The following is a 16,276-nucleotide window of genomic DNA, read 5'->3' on the forward strand; positions in this document are numbered from 1 at the left end:
ACCAAATTCTGTGACAATGTTAACAATCTGACAATTCATGCAATGTGGAAAAATTAACACAAAACTTAACCCCTACCAAGTTTTATAAGGAATGGGGAAAATTCAAAGTCTCTCAAGAGGAGGAGAGAGGAATAAAAGTGAGGTTTTCCAAATCCTGTGAAAAGTCAGAGTTAACAATAAGCCGGAATCTGAATTTAAGGTACTCATGAGCCAGAGTTCTCAAAACAGCCCTTTGCCACGCAAACCTGTTCAATCATATTTCAATTGGTTATACGCTTTCTGGAAATTTTCTCGCCCTCACACGATTATTGGTACAAGTCTGAGTGTGTTGAGTTTGTATTTAATTGCTCTTGGCGTTAGTAATACTAGTTCTTTATTTCCTACTCCCTACTCCCTAGTCCCCGTCTTCGGTGCATGGATTGCTTGTTTATGTGGCAATATTTACATCGTAGGGCTGAATCAACTAGAAGATGTTGATATTGACAAGATTAATAAACCTCATTTACCTTTGGCATCAGGTGAGTTTTCTCAACAGACGGGGCAATTAATAGTTGCATCTACTGGGATTTTGGCGCTAGTTGTGGCGTGGCTAACTGGCCCATTCTTATTTGGGATGGTAGCAATTAGTTTGGCCATTGGTACTGCTTATTCTTTACCGCCAATTCGTTTAAAACAGTTTCCATTTTGGGCGGCGCTGTGTATTTTTTCGGTACGCGGTACGATTGTTAATTTAGGATTGTATCTGCATTACAGTTGGGCGTTGAAACAAAGCCAAACAATTCCGGCTGTGGTGTGGGTGCTGACATTGTTTATTTTGGTGTTTACCTTTGCGATCGCAGTTTTTAAGGATGTCCCGGATATAGAAGGCGATCGCCTCTACAATATTACTACTTTCACGATCAAACTCGGCTCCCAAGCTGTGTTTAATCTAGCTCTTTGGGTGATAACTGCCTGCTATCTAGGGATGATTCTGGTAGGAGTGCTACACATCGCCTCAGTTAACCCCATATTTTTGATAACTGCTCATTTAGGGTTGTTAGTTTGGATGTGGTGGCGGAGTTTGTCGGTAGACTTACAAGATAAGAGTGCGATCGCTCAATTCTACCAATTTATCTGGAAACTATTTTTTATCGAATATCTGATTTTTCCTATCGCCTGCCTTTTGGCTTAGACAATGCTAGAAACCTTTCCTACCAGTTCTATTATCGCTACTTTTGTAGTTGTTTTGAGTTTGTCAATCCTGGGCTATTTCGCTTGGAAAACTTTGATTACCTCAGACTTGTTTCAAAAAGGAATCAATCTTGCTCAAGCCAAAGATTACCAAGGTGCAGAAGCCGCGTTTCGCAAAGTGATTTCCCTCAACTCTACTAATGATGTAGTGCGCTTGTTTTTGGGAGATGTTTTAATCCAGCAAGGTCAAGTAGAGGAAGCGACAGAATTATTCCGAGAAGTGATTCGCCGCAGTCCAAAAAACCCTGATGCTTACTTGCGTCTAGCAAATATCCTTATGCAGCAACAGCGAGAAGAGGAAGCTAAAACTAACCTGCTACAAGCTAAAGATTTATTGCAAAAACAACGCCAACCGGAAAAAGCTAACAAAATCACGAGACTGTTAGATAAAATGAGTATTAAGTCAAGTCAATCTGAAGTTGAGTGATAATTGCATAAATTAAATTTTCCTGTTGCGTCTCCTATTTTTTTTACCATTCCCATCATTGTTAGGGTGAGAATGGTTTTATTTTGGAATTATCAGTGTTGCTGTAATTATGTCCGCAATTGTCGTCAGTTTGACTGCTCCCTTCATAGCACTTAAAATTACACAACGATTAGCCAAACAATAGCTTAAATTCAATTTTCCAATCAGAGCAATTCATATAGACGCAAAGCGGCTACTCTACGAGTTCTCCAAGGAGTACTCACAGTCTATTGCCCCTACAACCCATAGTTTTGCGTAAGTCCTATTACAATCTAGGGAGCATCCCAATTTTCCCAAACAAAATTCATGCTACTCATGCAAAACCCCTTTACAACTCTCTTACCTTTGCGCTCTACCCTGCTGCGGGAAGCCCTTCGGATTCAGCAGTCACTCATGGGGTAAACCCTCTTGGCGCTAGCCTCTCCCTTTGGGAGAAGACCGTGCTGCTTCACCGCTGCACGTCTATGCGTCCTTAGCGGTTCGTTACCTCTTCTCTTAATTCCTATCTTCAGACAGAATAATAGTAAATTTCCCATGTACAAACAACTTGGGCTAATTTAAAAGAAGACATTTAGTAGTAGATTTTATAGATTCGAAATAATCAAGTATTTATGTCAGACATAATATCAGAATTTTGGAGTAATTTTTTGACATCAGGCTCATTTATTCCACATGGACACTGTTATCTATGGCAAACGAATTTAGTTTGGTTACATATATTATCTGATGCGTTCACTGCACTAGCTTATTACTCGATTCCAGCTACACTATTTTACTTTGTTCGTAAGCGGCAGGATTTACCCTTTGATTGGATTTTTCTGCTCTTTAGCGCATTTATTGTAGCTTGCGGCACTACTCATTTAATAGAAATTTGGACGCTTTGGTATCCCACTTATTGGGTATCAGGATTTATCAAAGCAGGAACTGCCATCATATCTGTAATTACAGCAGTACAACTTGTGTCTCTAGTTCCACAAGCACTGGCACTTCCTAGCCCTGTTCAAATAGAACAAGCTAATCAACAACTTCAAACTCAAATAGCCGAACGCTTACGGGTAGAAAAGGAACTGCGAAAATACCAAAATCATCTAGAAGAAATGGTTGCCGTTCGCACCAATGAAATTACCAAAACTAACGAGCAATTACAAAAAGAAAGCCTTGAACGCCAACGTATTTTAGAAGTTCTTCGGCAAAGTGAAGAACGCTACCGTTATCTAGCTGAGGCAATTCCTCAACTTGTATGGACAACTGATGCTAATGGTGAATGTGATTTTTTTAATCAAAACTGGTGCGAATATACTGGGTTAACATTAGAGCAGTCTTTGGGTTCTGGTTGGTTAGCTGCATTGCATCCAGATGATGTCCAAAATGCTGATAATGTGTGGTCTAATGCCGTAAAAAATAGCACTGCATATAACAATGAATATCGCTTTAAACGCGCTTCTGATGGTTCCTATCGTTGGCAGCTAGCGCGAGGTTTACCACTCAAAGATGAACAAGGTATTGTAGTTAAGTGGTTTGGAACGTGTACAGATATCCACGAACAAAAACAAATACTTGAAGAACGGGCGCACCTGCTGGAATTAGAACAAATAGCACGGGCTAAAGCAGAAACAGCCAATCGAATTAAAGATGAATTTCTAGCCGTCCTATCTCATGAATTACGTACTCCATTAAACGCAATTCTCGGCTGGTCAAAGTTGTTACAAACTCGCACTTTTAGCCAATCAAAGACATCTGAAGCACTAGCCATAATTGAGCGGAATGCTACTTTACAAGTTCAACTCATTGAAGACTTACTAGATATCTCCAGAATTTTACAGGGGAAACTAACACTAAATATTACGAAGATTAACCTACAGTCTACGATCTTGTCGGCACTAGAGACAATTCGTTTAGCGGCAGAAACAAAGTTGATTGAGGTGAGTACAGTATTTGAACCGCAAATCGGACAAGTTATGGGCGACTCGACTCGTTTACAGCAAGTTGTCTGGAATCTCGTTTCTAACGCTGTCAAATTTACACCCAAGGGAGGAAAGATAGAAGTGCGATTAGAGCAAGCCGATGGTTATGCTCAAATCATAGTTAGCGATACAGGTAAAGGAATTAGCCCTGATTTTTTGCCTTATGTATTTGATTATTTTCGCCAAGCAGATAGCACCTCTACAAGAAATTTTGGTGGATTAGGACTGGGATTAGCAATTGTGCGTAATATCATCGAAATACATGGCGGCATTATCAAAGCCAAGAGCGAGGGTGAGGGTAAAGGGGCAATATTTACTGTTAGTTTACCGCTTCTGCCAGATGAAAGTCTAAGTCTGACGGATGAGCAAAACGAGCCTGTACTCTTAGCTCCTAAACCACTCAGAGGCACTAGGGTTTTAGTTGTCGATGATGATACTGATTCACGAGATTTTATTGCTTTTGTATTAGAGGAAGATGGGGCTTTTGTCATCGCGGTATCTTCAGCTTATGAAGCATTAGAAATTTTAGTACAGGTAAAGCCAGATGTATTGATCAGCGATATTGGTATGCCTGAGATAGATGGCTATATGTTAATACATCAAGTCAGAGGTTTGACATTAGAACAAGGTGGACAAATCCCTGCAATTGCCTTGACTGCCTTTGCTAGAAATGACGATCGGGAAAAAGCACTAAATGCTGGGTTTCAAATGCATTTATCCAAGCCTATAGACCCAGAAGCATTAATTGCATCCATTGCTAAAATTATCGGAAGAAAGGTGTCAACAGTTACCTAAAAAACGACTTTTTACTCAGAAAAAAGTATGTGTAAATGCACAATTATATGAAAGTAACTTGTATCAAGTTAGGTTAATCACTTATAATTCCTGCTAGAAGCCCGCCAAAGCTACGCAACGCTATATTACATATAAACCAAGCAGGTAAGGTAATAAAAATGCTGAAAAACAAGAATGTACTGGTAGCAACTATTATCTGCTTGTGTTTGAGTAATGGGAATGCTGTCTTTGGTAAAGATGTTGGCGTTGTTTTATCAAAAATTCCAGACTCAAATCGAGCAGCACTTCCTGGGAACAAAAACGCAGTTACTTACTTTGAGCAAGGAAGCAATCTCTACAAACAAGGAGATTTTAAAGGAGCAGAGGCGGCTTTTCGGAAAGCGATTGAACTAGAACCCAAATTTGTGCAAGCTTATATTGCTTTGGCAAATTCTCTCGACGATCAAGGCAAACCCCAAGAAGCGATCGCACAATACAATAAAGCCATCAGCCTCGATCCTCAAGACTCTGGAGCCTACTTTAATTTGGGTTTGACTTTAGCAAGGCAGAATCAATTAGAAGCTGCGATCGCCCAATACAAAAAAGCCCTCAGCCTTGAACCCAAGTATGCAGACGCTCACTATAACTTAGGAAATGCTCTCTACGCTCAAGGTAAGTTAACCGAAGCGATCGCCGAATATACAGCAGCGATTCGCCTCAAACCCAGTTATGCCCCAACTTACACACGTCTGGGAAATGCTTTGTACGCTCAAGGTGAGCTAGAACAAGCAGTTACTCAGTACAAAAAATCCATTAGCTTCGATCCTAAGTATGCAGAAGCTCACTATTACTTAGGAAATGCTTTGTATGCTCAAGAAAAGCCAGCAGAAGCGATCGCCGAATATACAGCAGCCATTCGCCTCGATCCCAAAAACTCAGCAGGTTATAATGCCTTGGGAAATACCCTCTACGCTCAAGGCAAACTAGAAGAAGCGATCGCCCAATATAAAAGAGCCATCAGTCTTGAACCCAACTATGCAGACGCTCACTATAATTTAGCAAGCGCTTTTTACGCTCAAGGTAAACTTGCAGAAGCGATCGCAGATTATACCGAAGCGATTCGCCTCGATCCGAAACACGCACAAGCTTACACGGGTTTAGCAAATGCAATGGACGATCAAGGTAAACCCCAAGAAGCGATCGCACATTACAAAAAAGCCATTAGCCTTGTACCTAACGATGCCTTTACTTACTATAATTTGGGAATCACTTTAGGAAGAGAGCAGCAGCTAGAAGAAGCGATCGTTAATCTCAAAAAAGCCAAAGAGTTATTCCAAGCTCAAGAAAACAAAGAAATGGTTGAACAAGTGGATCAACTAATCCAAAAAATTAATATCCGAACGAATTGAATAATGGGGATTGGGAATTGGGAATGGGGAATGGGGAATTGGGAATGGAAAGAAATGACAAATGACAAATGACAAAGGTAAAGTCTACCTTGTGGGTGCTGGGCCTGGAGATGTGGCATATTTGACTGTAAAAGCTTATAATCTCTTGGCTGCTGCTCAGGTTTTAGTCTACGATGCTTTGGTAGATGCTCAGTTATTGCAGTGTGTACCACCTGATTGCTTGAAATTGGATGTTGGAAAACGTGGTGGTAAACCTAGTACAAGCCAAGCTGAAATTAACAAGTTACTAGTAAAGCATTGCCAGCAAGGAAAACAAGTTGTACGGCTTAAATCAGGCGATCCGTTGATTTTTGGGCGTTGTACTTCCGAAATTGAAGCGTTGAAAGCATCTGGTTGTGATTTTGAACTAATACCAGGAATTTCTTCAGCCCTTGCAGCACCCTTGTTAGCAGGAATTCCCCTCACAGATCCGGTGTTGAGCCGTTGTTTTGCAGTGCTTACTGCTCATGAACCAGAGGTTTTAAACTGGGAAGCACTTTCAAGATTAGAGACGCTGGTAATTTTGATGGGAGGGCAAAATCTGCCAGAAATTATACATCAACTGGTGCGACATGGGCGATCGCACTTAACACCCATTGCGATCGTTCGTTGGGCGGGAACTCCTCGTCAACAAATTTGGACAGCGCAACTGGGGAATATTTTAGAACAAACCACCGGATTATCCCTTTCCCCGGCAGTAATTATTGTTGGCGAAGTTGTTGGGTTAAATAAGTACTTACAACCTGAGAAAATAGATTGTCAGGATTCGACTCTAGCCCAAACTCCAATGTTAAACAACTCTTATCAACCCCTTACTGGCAATACAATCTTAGTAACACGTTCAGTTGGGCAGTCGAGTACATTTAGCGATCGCCTCATCGCATTAGGTGCAACAGTCATCGAAATGCCCACTTTAGAAATCGGCCCGCCCTCCAGTTGGGAAGCTTTGGATCGTGCGATCGCTAATTTATCTAAATTTGACTGGTTAATTCTCACTTCTAGCAATGGTATAGATTACTTTTTTGAAAGGCTAATCGCTCAAGGTAAAGATACCCGTGCTTTAGCAGGGGTCAAAATTGCCGTCGTTGGTGAGAAAACAGCTAATATTCTCAAACAATATTCTCTCCAACCAGATTTTATTCCCCCCAACTTTATTGCCGATTCTTTAATAGAAAATTTCCCAGAAGAACTGGATGGAAAAAATATTTTATTCCCCAGAGTTGAGAGTGGCGGGAGAGAAGTTTTAGTAAAAGAATTAACTCTCAAAGGAGCAAAAATAATTGAAGTTGCTGCATATCAATCTTGTTGTCCTAGCAGTATTCCACCGGAAGCAGAATTAGCTCTCCAAAACCGCAAGATAAATGTAATTACCTTTGCCAGTTCTAAAACTGTACAATTTTTCTATCAACTCACTGACAAGATATTTTCCAACAATTCTGATACTAATCAATTCTTAGAGGGTGTTTGTATTGCCTCTATCGGCCCTCAAACCTCTAAAACCTGTCATACTTTATTCGGACGTGTAGATGTAGAAGCCCAAGAATATACTTTAGATGGTTTAACCCAAGCACTAATAACATGGGCAACCAATTCTTAGACAAGGAACCAATGCCCAATGACAAATGACAAATGACAAATGACCAATGACAAAACGTATAATCGGCTTAACCGGAGGTATTGCCACAGGCAAAACCACTGTTACAAATTATTTAGCTAGTGCTTATAACCTGCCGATTTTGGATGCAGATATTTATGCTAGAGAGGCAGTCTCTATAGGTTCGCCTATTCTTGCTGCGATCGCTGGGCGTTACGGCGAACAAATTTTATTACCGGATGGCAGCCTCAACCGCCAAAAGCTAGGGGAAATCATCTTTAATCGTCAAGATGAACGCACCTGGATAGATAATTTGATTCATCCTCATGTACGCGATCGCTTCCTGAAAGGAATTACCCAATCTTCCTTACAAACACTGGTGTTAGTAGTGCCTCTATTATTTGAAGCGGGAATGACTGATTTGGTTACAGAAATTTGGGTAGTGCGTTGTTCTCAAGAGCAACAACTACAAAGATTGATACAACGAAACAATTTAACTAGAGAACAAGCACAAGCCAGGATCAAGAGCCAATTACCTATCGAAGAAAAAGTGGCTCGCGCAGATGTAGTTTTAGATAACTCTTCCAGCCTAGAGGTAGTACTTAAGCAGGTAGATGTAGCTCTAAAAGCATAAGTAAGGACTAGATCCAATTTATCTTAAAAAATATACATATATGATATTCTTTATACATAAAATATTTATCAATTTAAGATTATCTCGTTAAGTAAAAAATCTCATATCTGACTCCATTTTATTCAAGAATTCGGTGATTTTACAGTTGAAGCTGTGGGTGATGGTACTGTAAATTTAAATTGTTATTGGGCAAAAGATATGATGCGATAAAATTAAATATCGATAATTAAGAATTAATAAAAATTAATTGTAAATTATTGATATACTTTTTAAATTATTTTAATAAGTATTTATAAAATAAATACTTATGGGTGCAGGAATTTAATTAGACATTGGGTGATAAATTGCCTTTACTAATTGTCAATGTGGTTAATTCCTAACTAGATTGTCCACCTGTTCGATTTTGGATTGGTGACTAAAAGGAATTGAGATTCACCTAGAGTCCAGAACTCTTCATTATAGACTTCTCTTTGGGAGAACTCACTTATGTCTTTAATCGGGACAGGTATCAATACTTGTCGGGTTTTGAGGAAAAGGGAAAGAAAAAACCTTTAACCTTTTCCCCAAATCCAATTCCGAGTTAAAAATGCAAAACCCGAGCAGTATTGGGACAGGTATGAACTTAAGTTTTAGTTTTTTAAGCAAATTCACTCTAGTTAGCTTTCCAGCAAGCGGATTAAAGCAGAAAAATAAAATACACGATTATAGCCAACTAGTTTATGGAAGCGACTATGTATTTGAACGCATCAATGAAGGGATGATAGGGTATATGACTGGAGTAGGGAAGGATATTAAACCCTGCGATCGCATTATTTTACGAGAAGGTTGTGAATCTTATCAATATCAAGTTGAAGAAGTTGATTATTATTCAGATCCGTCTGATATGTGGATAGCCTTGCTTAAGCAAGTATCTATTGATACCAGTTTTGTGTGAAGGTTTTTTCTTTCCCTTTTCCCCTTCCCCTTTTCCCTTTAACCGACAAGTATTGAGATGTGTATCTATTTTAAATCGATCAAAAAATGAGCGATTAAAGTATTCCTTTCATAAGATAGCAAGTAAAGATGCAAAAGATTTGGGTTATCTTTATCAAGATGCATCACCGAACCATCAACTGCTAAATGATGATGATCTATCCACCGCTCCTGTGAATCTAGCAAAACACTGAAGTAGGGGCTGACATCTGGATGATTTTTCGTTAATTCATCGTAGCTTTGATAAAAAGGAGGTATCCCAATCCCCATTGGCATATATAAGCCTTTAGGATAGTCTTCTACAGCCAATTGAGGAAGCTTTTTAATATCAATACCACTGATGAATAATCTATTTTTTTCACTAGTTTTGGTATCTGTGAATAGTAACTCAATTTCTTGTAAATTTTGTGCAACACCAATTGGTTTTACATTCCTTAAAATCGCTTTATCAAATTTGCCAATCCTCCAGTATTGATTTCCCCAAGGCTTATTTTGATCGTAAACTCCTGGTGGTCGAAAGCTGGCAAATTTAATTTCATTTTTCGGATCGTAAAAATCTTTCCATTTTGTGATATTAGTTGCTAGCGTAGTTCTAACTTTTCTACTTTGCTCTCCCGATACAATTATCTTTTCATCAAGGGGAAATTGAGTAGGAGCTTCTTTTTGCTCGATTACATTTCTCAGAAGATCAGTTTTTACAACTGTACTACTTGGATCTTGCCAATGTTCTAACTTCCACCAATGCCGCCAATAAGAAATATTATTAATTTTTTCAAAAACATTTTTATAATGTCCCATCGGGAAGGTAAACCAACTTTGATAATAAAGAGATTTATTACCATCTTCTTTAGTAAAAAGTAAAATTTCCCAAAAACCGGCATTCAAACAATTATTAGCCAAAGCGACTTCTACAACATTTTGCTTTTCAAAACCGTCTCCGCCAATAATTTCTATATTTGGTGAATTAGCAGGAAAACTAACCTGTTGTCTGTTCCACTCCCGGTCTGTAAAAGCGATTATCTCTAAACCTTGATCTTTTTTAACCCATTCTGGTGCTTTAGGAACTAATAGCTCTAAATCAACATTTTTTATAACTATTTTTGCCGTTTTTGTGTCTGTTGGCTCAAACACGAAATCAAAATGTGTATCATCTCTCTTAATAAGTGTTAAATTCCTGTGAGAATATCTTTGAAAATTTTTGCCTAAAGGTGCGGGATTTATTGGATAATCGACATTAGATAACTCTTGTAATTTTACACTCATCTGATTATCAGATTTATATCTAGATTTAAACCAGAAACCACCCAGTCCCAGCAAACCAAGGCTGAGAATAAGGGTACTAAATAAAATCTGTTTCTTTGTAACTTTAAAATTAGGTTTACCAAATTTGGAACCGCCTGCATTTTTTTCCTTCGCAGAGATATTTTTCATTGGAAAATTTGTTTTTATAAGAATGCTGATTAACAGCATAGCATTCTGTAAAACGAATTCATAATTTCTATTTTTAAAGATCGTGTTAATAAACAGTTATAGCAACAGCCAAGGTGGTTAGGACATCAACAGATGATGAAACTTATACACAAAAAGACTTTTCACCCAGTCCCCAGTCCCTTGCTATATTTTAAATTCAAGGGTTTAATACCCATTAGCTGCGGATGCTGAACGCTGTATCTATCTTAGAAAATTGCTCCTCTTAGTAAAACCACAAGAGTAGCAATTTTCTGCCAAAGTTGGCTTAATTTTTGGTCAGTATGTAAGCTCGAATTTATCCATGTTTGCTTTAGTTGCGATGCTTACAGCAAGCGGCTACAAGCATGTTTGCATAGACTTAAACCTTTATTTATCAAGACATTAAAGTTTTTCAATTAATTGGATATAGTCGAACTAATCTGTCGAAGAAACTCAATATTCAAATCTAGCTTTTCTCCTAACCATAGAGAATGAACCGCGTGGTCTTTGACAGCATCGCCAGTCTCAGGGTGGACGAGAATATCCAATCCCTCACGATTGAGCATTAGCCAAGGAACGACTTTATCAAACTGATTCGGTAGGAAAGCAACTTGATACATCCCTTTTGGGTGTGGCCCGATGGGCTTGTCAAACCAGCGTCCGAGTTGCACCTCAAACCTAGAGCCTAATCCTTCACGTACACGCGCGGCTATATCCCGACTTTCAGTATCGAAGTAAACATGAGCATGAAAACCAGCGATCTCGATAGTATCTTCTTTCATAGATCCACTTTGCGCTCTCAACTCTAAATTTTGGGTAGCAAACTTCTTGTTTTTCACTAAAAAAGCGATGTCTACGATAGGCTACGCCTATGCTCAATTTTAGCTCAATATCGTGCTTAAAATTTGTCTAGTTGCGGTTTCCAATTAGCTGAAGTAGGGCAGCACAGCTATCTATGCTACCCTATATAATTTATGTAATCTTAGTAGCGTGTCAAGTTTAAATTGATGGGTAAGCAAGTTAGTAGTTAGTTAACACTTAAACTACTTGTAGTTTGTTTGAAAGCCTCATCTTTTTTAGTAGCAACTGAAAGATGCACAACATGAACTGAACAAGAAGCATGGTGAAGAACGTAATTACTCACGCTACCAAGAAATAGTTCCATTAGCCCAGAATGACCCCGCCGCCCCATAACAATTAGGTCAGCGTCCTGACTATGAGCTAAATCGCAAATAACGCGCCCAGGATTACCAACATTTTGTGTAAATTCTGTAATGACACCTGCTGTATTAGCTTGGGCACAAAAAGATTGCAACATCTGGATTCCCAACTTTTTAAAGGTATCCCACTGTTTTTGGTATAACTCAAAGCTTTGACTGCTCAATCCTGGATAGTAGTCAAAATTAGATACCATCGGTACGTAAGGACTACCCTCTTCTTCTGGAGATAGGACATGGACTAGCATTAAACTAGCTTGTGTTAACTTTGCTAAACCCAATGCTTCTTCAAAAACCTGTTGCCCTATTTCCGAGCGATCTAATGCAACTAGAATCTTTTTAAAGATCATAATAGACCTCCGATTTTATTGGTAATTGGTCTTTACGGTTTCAGTTTTCCAGATGCTGGATTGTCAAAAATGCTCAATCCCTCAACTATATTTAGTGACTTTGAAATTTTAAATTTCTTAAAGGTTTTCGCCCTATATTTATATTTATAGCAAAAGAATTTGAGGAACTTGTGAAGAAAGTAAGTCCTTGTCTTTGATTCCGAGTGAGCATCCCGTTTTTGAAGAAACATCTTCTTTGGGAGCTTACCTTAAATTCATTTTACAAATTTTTGAGAGAGAATTTGAAGCTTGTTTCCTCTATTTTAATGCTATCTTATATCTTAACCAAACGGCTAACATGATACTGCTTAACTGCTTTTAGTTCCATCTCTTTTGCTGAGTTCAATGCAACCATCACCTGACCACAAACTTCAACTCTTGCTTCATAAGCACCTAATTCATTACTACCTGGAACTGTAAAATCAATCCGAACTTCTGCCCAATCAGCGCCATCTTCTTCTCCTTGAGCAACCTCTTCTATTGCAAGCAATTGTCCAGCTTTCAAATAGTTAAGCCAAGCCCAACCTAATTGCATCAAAATTTCGCGTTCAGCAATTTGCTCAAATTTGCTTAAACCTGCCCATCCTCGATAGAACTGACGCAGACTAGAAACCGAATTATCTCTGTTTACTAATAAATTAAGGACTTCTGGTTCTAAATGTCCCCAGAAACACCCTTGGGGAAAGTCAGCTAAAGTAGGGGCAAATTGATGACCACCAAAGTGCGTGGTTTGCCAAACTCTTAACTTTCCCTGAGAAACTGGAGCATATTCTTTACGTAATCGCCGATATATAGGATTGCCAAATCTACCACAGGCAAGGTCAACTTGAGCATGAGTGCAAACCATGAGTTCACGAATGTGACTTGTTTGTTGCTCATACTCCTGAAACTGTGATAAATCGTTGGGCTGTTGCATCAACTGTTTGAGTATTGCTGTTACTAGAACAGTTGCTTTTTCTTCTGGGACAACAAACTCCTGTTTCTCAAATTGAGAAAATAATTTGGCAGGACGATAGTAGTACAACACACGGGTAAAGCCAGGGTGAGAGTACTCGCTATCAGGAGCAATTAACATTGGTCGAATGTTGATTCCCTGCTCCTCAACCTCTTGGAACAAACTTATTAATGCCTTGATTGTTGGATTTTCATAATAAATTTCTTGCGGCCAAGGTTGGGGAATTTCCATAATCAGCCAATAGTCAGAAGTCCCGGCTGTACCAATAGGATCTTCTCCCTGGGCTTTAGAAACTAATGAGCAAAAACGACAATCTGTAAGGGAAAATAGATCGGTTTGTTGAGTTTGCATATTGGGAAATAAGCTGTCTGATCTCAGTTTGAAAATATTAATTAATACTCGTTAAAAGTTGTTGCGATCGCTCTTGGCATGGGCGCTGACCAAGCATTACCATTTTCAAGCCACTAGCAGGTGGATAGTTAACACCTATAGCTTTAGGTTTCTCTACTTTTTGATGTGCTAACGCTAATTGATAGCGTGAGAGAATTGTTGCTAATACTAGTTTCATTTCAAAAAGTGCTAATAACTCACCTGGACAACGACGAGCGCCACCACCAAATGGGAGAAATTCATAGGAAGAATATTCTTTTTCTAGAAACCGTTCTGGTCTGAATTGCTTTGGTTGTGGATATAAATCCTCGCGTTGATGAGTTAAATATATACATCCTCTAACTACTGTCCCTGGGTCTAATTTGTAGCCCATGACTTCAATTGGTGACTCTACAAGCCGGGGAAATGTAATAACCTGAGTTGGATAAATTCGTAGAGATTCATTACAAACAGCACTTAAATAAGGTAATGTGACAATCTTTGCTGGGTCTAGAGATTCACCAAGGTTATCAAGTTCTTCTAATAATCGTTCACGAACCCCAGGTGTACTATGAATCCAGTACAAAGCCCAACTGATAGCAGTGGCTGATGCATCTTGACCACCAAATAGTAATGATGGAAATAAATCTCGGATATATTCGTAGGCCATTGGTTGACCAGTTTCATCACAAGCAGACACTAATTCTGATAATACGTCGGTACGTAAAGGGTCTACTTGTTGGCGACACTCTTCAATTTCGGCGTGGAGTAGCTTGTCAAATTGCTGTTGTAAATAAAGCCAATATCCCCAAGGACTCCATCGACCCAAATCCATTTTGAGAAAAGGATAAGACAGAGATATATCTAGCCAGCGAGAACGAGCATAACTTATAAGATTAGAAAACAGTTGTCGGAATTGCTCATAACGCTCTCCTTCATGCAATCCAAACAATGATGGCAAAACTACTTCTAGGGTAATCTTTTGCATAGTCGGGTAAGCAAGAAAAGATTTACCTACAGGCAGTTGACTCATTACCTTTTCTGTTGTCTTGCAGATATACTGACCGTAAGCTTGTGTTTGAGTTTGGCGCATAGGCGACATCAACAACTTACGGCGATTTCTATGGGGTAATCCATCTAGAGCAAGCAATCCGTTACTACCAACAATAGATGCTCCATCTTGATTTAACTTACCAGAGGCTGTAATCTCCTTGCTATTGGTAAAAATTTGCTTCATCCCTTCAGGATTGCTGACTATGACCATTGGTGTGGAATCAGCCATAATAGTAAAAATATCACCATAGCGATCGCTCATAGTATCCATGAAGCGAACAGGATCAGTTTCAAATTGATAAGCAAGCAATAAAGCTGGAGTTTTTGGCCCTTTGGGTAGTTTCATGGGTATTACATTAAAATTTACTAAACTGAACTAAAAACCGATAATTTTGACTGTTCTTGATGTTTACGCTGTCCATGCAAGATCATTTTTACACCACTAGCAGGGGAGCAAATAAGACCACCAAATTTAGGTTTTTCTGGTCGTTTACTCACTAGTTCTAATTGATAGCGTGAAATAATTGTTGCTAATACAAGCTTCATTTCAAATAAGGCAAAACTTCCGCCAATACAAACACGAGAGCCACCCCCAAAAGGAAGAAATTCGTAAGGGGAGAACTGTTTTTCTAAAAAGCGTTCGGGCTTAAACTCTTTTGGCTCTGGGTATAAATCTTCGCGTTGATGCGTTGAATAAATATTACTAATAAGTACTGTACCAGGATGTAATTCATAGCCCATCACTTCAACAGGAGATTCTACTAACCTGGGAAATGCAAACAATTGAGTTGGATAAATTCGCAAAGCTTCGTTACAAACAGCGCTGAGATAAGGTAGTGCAATGATGCTCATCGGGTCTGGGTTTTCACCAAGGCTATCAATTTCTTCAAGCAGTCGTTTGTGAATAGCAGGTAAACGGTGAATCCAATATAGTGACCAACTAATTGCAGTTGCCGAAGCATCTTGAGCCGCGAATATAGGTGATAAAAGTAGGTCACGCACCTCTTCATTGCTTAAGGGTTCACCTGTCTCATCATGAGCAAATATTAAATCAGAAAGCATATCAGTGCGTGAAGAATCAGCCACTCGGCGACGTTCTTTAACTTCCGAATATAGCAATTCAAAAATCTTCTCTCGAAGATGAAGCATATATCCTTGGGGACTCCACCGACCTAAATCTTGGTTTAATAAAGGTAATTTTGATATAACTTGAAATAGTTTAGATTGCTCTAATTTGAACATCGAAACAAATAAATGTTTGATTTTGTCATGAAGTTCGCCTTCACGTAATCCCAACACCACCTCTATACCTATTGGCAGAGTAATTTCTTCTATGATTGGGTAAGCTACAAAAGGCTTCCCAATCATTTGTTGATTCATAATTTTTTCTGTAAGTTTGCAGATACTTTGTCCACAGGCTTGCATCCGTGTTCCATGAAAAGCCTGCATTAATAACTTACGTCGATTTTTATGAATTAAGCCATCTAGCTGAAGAACTCCTTGGTTTCCTGTGAATAAAGCGAAATCTTGGTTCAATTTTCCCGAAGCTGTAATTTCTTTAGTATTAGTAAAAATTTGCTTGTTACCTAAAGGATTACTAACATAAACTATGGGTGTAGAACCAAGCGTTATCATTACTATGTCACCATAGCGCTTGAAAATAGCATCCATATAGGCAAAGGGATTAGCTTCAAATTGTAGATATAGTAACCAAGAAGGAGTCCTGGGTTTTGGGGGTAGTTTCATTAGTCTTTGTTACTTG

The 16,276-nt window shown here is 38.9% G+C and carries 13 protein-coding genes; 7 read left to right on the forward strand and 6 right to left on the reverse strand.

The features are described from left to right. The first annotated feature begins 205 nt into the window (after positions 1-205). The 7 genes from RMZ41_RS06040 (at position 206) to RMZ41_RS06070 (ending at position 9,044) form a co-directional block, all read left to right on the forward strand. Complete coding sequence (locus RMZ41_RS06040; protein WP_322643269.1) at positions 206-1,171, forward strand: homogentisate phytyltransferase; 966 nt, start codon at positions 206-208, stop codon at positions 1,169-1,171. A 3-nt stretch (positions 1,172-1,174) separates the two neighbouring features. Further along, on the forward strand, positions 1,175-1,657 hold the full coding sequence (locus RMZ41_RS06045) for a tetratricopeptide repeat protein (RefSeq protein WP_322643270.1): 483 nt from the start codon (positions 1,175-1,177) through the stop codon (positions 1,655-1,657). Between the two features lie 650 nt (positions 1,658-2,307). Beyond that, positions 2,308-4,455, forward strand: coding sequence for an ATP-binding protein (locus RMZ41_RS06050; RefSeq protein ID WP_322643271.1), 2,148 nt, complete (start codon positions 2,308-2,310; stop codon positions 4,453-4,455). Between the two features lie 158 nt (positions 4,456-4,613). After that, complete coding sequence (locus RMZ41_RS06055; RefSeq protein WP_322643272.1) at positions 4,614-5,843, forward strand: tetratricopeptide repeat protein; 1,230 nt, start codon at positions 4,614-4,616, stop codon at positions 5,841-5,843. Positions 5,844-5,904: 61 nt separating this feature from the next. Then, positions 5,905-7,479 carry a uroporphyrinogen-III C-methyltransferase gene (gene cobA, locus RMZ41_RS06060; protein ID WP_322643273.1) on the forward strand — a complete coding sequence of 525 codons (1,575 nt, stop codon included), beginning with the start codon at positions 5,905-5,907 and terminating at the stop codon, positions 7,477-7,479. Between the two features lie 46 nt (positions 7,480-7,525). Continuing rightward, a complete protein-coding gene (gene coaE, locus RMZ41_RS06065) occupies positions 7,526-8,110 on the forward strand; it encodes a dephospho-CoA kinase (protein ID WP_322643274.1) in 585 nt (194 codons plus the stop codon). A 586-nt stretch (positions 8,111-8,696) separates the two neighbouring features. Further along, positions 8,697-9,044, forward strand: coding sequence for a hypothetical protein (locus RMZ41_RS06070; protein WP_322643275.1), 348 nt, complete (start codon positions 8,697-8,699; stop codon positions 9,042-9,044). 65 nt (positions 9,045-9,109) lie between these two features. On the opposite strand, the gene RMZ41_RS06075 is transcribed toward RMZ41_RS06070, so the two are convergent. The 6 genes from RMZ41_RS06075 to RMZ41_RS06100 form a co-directional block, all read right to left on the reverse strand. Then, entirely contained in the window at positions 9,110-10,513 is a 1,404-nt protein-coding gene (locus RMZ41_RS06075) for a hypothetical protein (protein WP_322643276.1), read from the reverse strand. A gap of 434 nt (positions 10,514-10,947) precedes the next feature. Then, positions 10,948-11,313: a DOPA 4,5-dioxygenase family protein gene (locus RMZ41_RS06080; protein WP_322643277.1), complete on the reverse strand. Its 366-nt coding sequence runs from the start codon at positions 11,311-11,313 to the stop codon at positions 10,948-10,950. A gap of 245 nt (positions 11,314-11,558) precedes the next feature. Continuing rightward, on the reverse strand, positions 11,559-12,095 hold the full coding sequence (locus RMZ41_RS06085; protein ID WP_322643313.1) for a universal stress protein: 537 nt from the start codon (positions 12,093-12,095) through the stop codon (positions 11,559-11,561). 316 nt (positions 12,096-12,411) lie between these two features. Continuing rightward, positions 12,412-13,443, reverse strand: coding sequence for a sucrase ferredoxin (locus RMZ41_RS06090; protein WP_322643278.1), 1,032 nt, complete (start codon positions 13,441-13,443; stop codon positions 12,412-12,414). A gap of 37 nt (positions 13,444-13,480) precedes the next feature. Next, a complete protein-coding gene (locus tag RMZ41_RS06095) occupies positions 13,481-14,860 on the reverse strand; it encodes a cytochrome P450 (protein WP_322643279.1) in 1,380 nt (459 codons plus the stop codon). A 20-nt stretch (positions 14,861-14,880) separates the two neighbouring features. Further along, entirely contained in the window at positions 14,881-16,260 is a 1,380-nt protein-coding gene (locus RMZ41_RS06100) for a cytochrome P450 (RefSeq protein WP_322643280.1), read from the reverse strand. Positions 16,261-16,276: the final 16 nt, after the last annotated feature.

The organism is Nostoc sp. DedVER02, from assembly GCF_034530675.2.
Classification (GTDB): domain Bacteria; phylum Cyanobacteriota; class Cyanobacteriia; order Cyanobacteriales; family Nostocaceae; genus Nostoc.

Coding starts and splice junctions, on each gene's coding strand:
- RMZ41_RS06100 (WP_322643280.1), bottom strand. CDS start 16,260: ATGAAACTACCCCCAAAACCCAGGACTCCTTCTTGGTTACTATATCTA.
- RMZ41_RS06040 (WP_322643269.1), top strand. CDS start 206: ATGAGCCAGAGTTCTCAAAACAGCCCTTTGCCACGCAAACCTGTTCAA.
- RMZ41_RS06095 (WP_322643279.1), bottom strand. CDS start 14,860: ATGAAACTACCCAAAGGGCCAAAAACTCCAGCTTTATTGCTTGCTTAT.
- RMZ41_RS06075 (WP_322643276.1), bottom strand. CDS start 10,513: ATGAAAAATATCTCTGCGAAGGAAAAAAATGCAGGCGGTTCCAAATTT.
- RMZ41_RS06055 (WP_322643272.1), top strand. CDS start 4,614: ATGCTGAAAAACAAGAATGTACTGGTAGCAACTATTATCTGCTTGTGT.
- RMZ41_RS06050 (WP_322643271.1), top strand. CDS start 2,308: ATGTCAGACATAATATCAGAATTTTGGAGTAATTTTTTGACATCAGGC.
- coaE (WP_322643274.1), top strand. CDS start 7,526: ATGACAAAACGTATAATCGGCTTAACCGGAGGTATTGCCACAGGCAAA.
- RMZ41_RS06070 (WP_322643275.1), top strand. CDS start 8,697: ATGCAAAACCCGAGCAGTATTGGGACAGGTATGAACTTAAGTTTTAGT.
- RMZ41_RS06045 (WP_322643270.1), top strand. CDS start 1,175: ATGCTAGAAACCTTTCCTACCAGTTCTATTATCGCTACTTTTGTAGTT.
- RMZ41_RS06080 (WP_322643277.1), bottom strand. CDS start 11,313: ATGAAAGAAGATACTATCGAGATCGCTGGTTTTCATGCTCATGTTTAC.
- RMZ41_RS06090 (WP_322643278.1), bottom strand. CDS start 13,443: ATGCAAACTCAACAAACCGATCTATTTTCCCTTACAGATTGTCGTTTT.
- cobA (WP_322643273.1), top strand. CDS start 5,905: ATGACAAATGACAAAGGTAAAGTCTACCTTGTGGGTGCTGGGCCTGGA.